Raw genomic sequence first — 3184 nt, 5'->3', positions numbered from 1 at the left:
AAGGAGAAGCGAAGCAGCGCGGCATCAAGGTGGAAATCTCGAAATTTCCCTGGTCTGCTTCAGGTCGTGCGTTGACGTTCGACAGAACGGACGGCTTGACCAAGCTTGTCGTCGAACCGGAAACTGAACGCCTGCTCGGTGTCGGCATGGTAGGGGCAAACGCCGGCGAATTGATTGCTGAAGGCGTGGTTGCCATTGAAATGGGCGCAAGCGTCCGTGACCTTGCCGAAACCATTCACGCCCACCCGACACTTTCCGAAACGGTGATGGAAGCGGCTCACGCCTTTTACGGTGACGCTACGAATCTGTACACGCCGAAGAAAAGACACTGATCTCTGTTTCGACCGCAATGTGAACGACGACGAGGCACAAACTGAAATGATCTTTCATACCGTTGTTCCCAAGCCTCCGCTCGAAACGTTCATCGAACGCTTCATCTACTACACGGACTACCAACCGGATCACGCCATTGATCGCTTTCTGCCCGACGGCAACGTTGAAATCATTATCGATCTTACCGAAACGCCGAAAAGCATCTACGACAATCTCACGCTGAAGGAAATCCAGATTTGCAAAGGATGCTGGGCGTCCGGCGTGCGGACGGAACCGATCAGCATTCCGAGCGGCAAAGATTCGGCGATGTTCATCATCGCATTCAAGAAGGGGATGGCATTTCCCTTCTTCCCTCTGCCGATGAACGAAGTCAGCAATCACGTTGTTCAGGCCGACATTCTCTGGAAGGATTTCTTTGCCGATCTTCGGGACGCCTTGCTTGCAGAATCCGTTCCCGCCCGCCGCTTTGCAGTTGCCGCAACGTTTCTTGAACGGCAGTTTCACAGCAGGTTGAATGTCAATCCGTGCGTTGCTTATGCCGTCGGGCGCATCGTCGAAAATCCCTCCCAAATATCCATGAATATCCTGACACAGGAAATCGGCTACTCGCAAAAGCATTTCATTCAAATGTTCAAGCAAGCGGTCGGTGTTGCGCCAAAAGCCTATCTCACGATCATGCGTTTTCAGCGCGTGATACAGGAAATCGAGCGTCGGCGGAATATTGACTGGAGCCAGCTTGCGCTCGACACTGGCTACTACGATCAGGCACATTTCATTCATGACTTCAAGCGCTTCTCGGGCTTCACGCCGGATGAGTATATGGCACGGAAGAACGGCCAACTCAACTATGTGCCGGTCAGGTAAATTTTTTACAATCGGTTTTCCGGCTCCCGAAGTATCTTCATCTACCAATAACTCTTAAGGGAGCCGTTCAATGGAGAATATCTACATCAATCATCTTGCCGTGTTTGTGTGTGCTGTACTCAATCTCGCTGTTGGGGCGCTGTGGTATTCACCCGCGATGTTCTATCGCGGCTGGCTGCGGGAAAACAACCTGCGCGAAGAGGATTTGAAGAATGTCAATCCTGCCAAACTGTACGGCATGACGTTCCTGCTTGCATGGATCATCTCATACAATCTTGCGTTCTTTCTCGGCGACGACAAGACGAATTGGTCGTGGGGATTGACGGCGGGATTTCTCGCCGGGTTTGGTTGGGCTGCAATGGTTTTGACGATCATTGCTTTGTTTGAGCGGAGGTCATGGAAGTACATTTCCATTAACGGCGGATACGTCGTCGTATATTTTTCACTTATTGGATTGATTCTCGGAGTGTGGAGATAGCATGATCAAGAATATTATCCTTCTCTTGCCCCTCTTTCTTTTGGCGGGGTACGCATCTCTCAACGCACAATCGCAGGCGAATTATTGGATTGCCTACAACGTGCAGGTTGATGGAAAAACCGACAACTACGATGTGTTCGGAATGGAGATGGATGGGAGGAAGAAGAGAAACATCACCAACCACCTCGATGTTGCGTGGACGTACTACGCGTACAAGAACACACTGTATTTCATCAGCGACAGGGACTCATGCCGCCGATGCTACTATCTCTATGCAACAGATGACGCCGGAAAGACGATACGCAAAGTGACGGATTTGCGTCTTGAAGACTCGTGGATGAGTACCCGCAACAACGGCTCGGAGCTGATTGTGGCGGGACGTTTGGGCACGGCAGTTCGAAACCAGCTCTTTCTTGTCGATCTCAAAAGCGGTGCGTACAAGCAAATCACAAACGACACTTCGTCGACGTATGGCGACCCGGTCTTCTCTCCTGATGGAAAGAATATCGCCTATCGTTACCGCAAAGAAAAGCGGAACAGGCAGGAGAAAGCCGAATTGTGGGTGATGGATATGGCATCCGGAGAGACACGTCAGCTCACGCATTATCCTGCCGACGACACAACAGCAGCGTGGCACGCCTATCATGCCGGTCCGCCCCACTGGCACCCGACCGAAGACTTCATCAGCTATCAATCATTTCAAAACGGGAAGTACAGCCTCTACGGCATTACGCCGGACGGCAAGAAGCAATGGAAACTGTTGGACACAGAAGCAACCGATCAAGGCTGGCACGATTGGAGCGACGACGGCAAGTGGCTTGCGTTCGAGGGCTTCGATACGAAACAAACGCAGTTCGACATCTATCTTGTGAACTGGCAAACGAAGGAGTTGAAAAAGCTAACCGACTCGACGTTCAAGTACCAACAGGCGCCGGTGTTTGTAAGGACGAGGTAGAGTCTTTGCATGGTTGGGGCGCTCAAGGGCATTTTCCCCGAGGAATGCCCTTCGTTGTTTTGAAAGTGTCCACGTGATTGGTTAGATTACGGTTGCATGACGAAGGATGAGCACATACAATTCTGGGTAGAAGACTCCGAGAGCGACCTCACGACTGCAAAGAGCATGTTTCAATCCAAGCATTTTAATTGGTCTCTCTTTGTCGCCCATTTGGCATTGGAGAAACTGCTCAAAGCTTTGTGGATCAAGAACAATAAATCGAATACACCCCCGAAGATTCATAATCTTCTGAAACTTGCTGAGGGCGCAGGGCTTTCCTTGTCCGAAGAGGAGAAACAACTCCTTGCCGAAGCAAATGAATTTCAGATCGAGACACGGTACGCCCAGTTCAAGCTTGAGTTCTATAAGAAGTGTACCCCAGCATTTACAAAGTCATATCTCAACCAAATGGAGGGATTCTATCGTGCATACAGAACAAAGTGCGACTGAAGCAGTCCGCCAGTTTGCCCGGTTTGCCTCGGAACAATTTCGGATCCGGGACGTGTTCCTCTTTG

5 protein-coding genes are annotated in these 3184 nt (G+C 50.7%); all 5 read left to right on the top strand.

Annotated features, from left to right (window positions below):
• On the top strand, positions 1-332 hold a 332-nt coding region (locus tag KF749_18575), incomplete at its 5' end, for a dihydrolipoyl dehydrogenase (GenBank protein MBX2993163.1).
• A gap of 46 nt (positions 333-378) precedes the next feature.
• Positions 379-1197 carry an AraC family transcriptional regulator gene (locus KF749_18570; GenBank protein ID MBX2993162.1) on the top strand — a complete coding sequence of 273 codons (819 nt, stop codon included), beginning with the start codon at positions 379-381 and terminating at the stop codon, positions 1195-1197.
• Between the two features lie 70 nt (positions 1198-1267).
• Entirely contained in the window at positions 1268-1675 is a 408-nt protein-coding gene (locus KF749_18565; GenBank protein MBX2993161.1) for a DUF1761 domain-containing protein, read from the top strand.
• A 1-nt stretch (position 1676) separates the two neighbouring features.
• The gene (locus KF749_18560) at positions 1677-2630 is read left to right on the top strand and encodes a PD40 domain-containing protein (protein ID MBX2993160.1); all 954 of its coding nucleotides are present in this window, start codon (positions 1677-1679) and stop codon (positions 2628-2630) included.
• 96 nt (positions 2631-2726) lie between these two features.
• Entirely contained in the window at positions 2727-3119 is a 393-nt protein-coding gene (locus KF749_18555) for a HEPN domain-containing protein (protein ID MBX2993159.1), read from the top strand.
• The last annotated feature ends 65 nt before the right edge of the window (positions 3120-3184 follow it).

The organism is Bacteroidota bacterium (assembly GCA_019637975.1).
Classification (GTDB): domain Bacteria; phylum Bacteroidota; class Ignavibacteria; order UBA10030; family UBA6906; genus CAADGV01.
The sequence above is the reverse complement of the archived record's forward strand: the minus strand, read 5'-3'. Positions and strand labels throughout refer to the sequence as shown.

Excerpts from the sequence above, each read along its gene's own strand:
- KF749_18570 (MBX2993162.1), top strand. The coding sequence starts at position 379 with ATGATCTTTCATACCGTTGTTCCCAAGCCTCCGCTCGAAACGTTCATC.
- KF749_18565 (MBX2993161.1), top strand. The coding sequence starts at position 1,268 with ATGGAGAATATCTACATCAATCATCTTGCCGTGTTTGTGTGTGCTGTA.
- KF749_18560 (MBX2993160.1), top strand. The coding sequence starts at position 1,677 with ATGATCAAGAATATTATCCTTCTCTTGCCCCTCTTTCTTTTGGCGGGG.
- KF749_18555 (MBX2993159.1), top strand. The coding sequence starts at position 2,727 with ATGACGAAGGATGAGCACATACAATTCTGGGTAGAAGACTCCGAGAGC.